Raw genomic sequence first — 520 nt, forward strand, 5'->3', positions numbered from 1 at the left:
CGTGGGTCGAGGCCGGGGCGGAGTTCGCCGGCCTTGTCGAGGTCGCGGAGGAGGTTTCGCCAGAGTTTGCCGTATTCGGCTTCTTCGGCGAGTTGGCGGGTGTGGAGGTGTTCGGGGATCTGGCCGGAGTTGCGGATGACGGCGGTGGCGAAGTCGGAGAGTTCGAGTTCGATGTGGAGGTGGGCTTCGACGGCGGCGGCGATCCGGTCCATTGGGGTGGTTTCGGCGGGGAGTGTGTTGAGGGTTTCGCTGAGGTGTTCGCGGAGGCGTCGGGCGCCGGTCCACATGACTTCTTCGATGAGTTGTTCGCGGGATCCGAAGTAGTAGTAGATGGCGGGTGCCTGGAGTTGGGCTTGGTCGGCGATGTCGCCGAGTCGTGTTCCGGCGTAGCCCTTGCGGCTGAGGACGTGTGCCGCGGCGTTGAGGATGCGCTGGCGTGTGCGGGCTGACTTGGAGCTTTCTTCCGGGGTGGGTTCGCCGGTTTTCCTGGGCACGGAGCGATCATACGCGGTCGGCCGCC

1 protein-coding gene is annotated in these 520 nt (G+C 65.6%); it reads right to left on the reverse strand.

Annotated features, from left to right (window positions below; genetic code table 11):
* The coding region (locus QSK17_RS35745; RefSeq protein ID WP_285711134.1) for a TetR/AcrR family transcriptional regulator at positions 1 to 494 on the reverse strand (494 nt) is incomplete at its 3' end.
* Positions 495 to 520: the final 26 nt, after the last annotated feature.

The sequence above is a fragment of the Microtetraspora sp. NBRC 16547 genome, from assembly GCF_030268965.1.
Taxonomy (GTDB): Bacteria; Actinomycetota; Actinomycetes; order Streptosporangiales; family Streptosporangiaceae; genus Microtetraspora.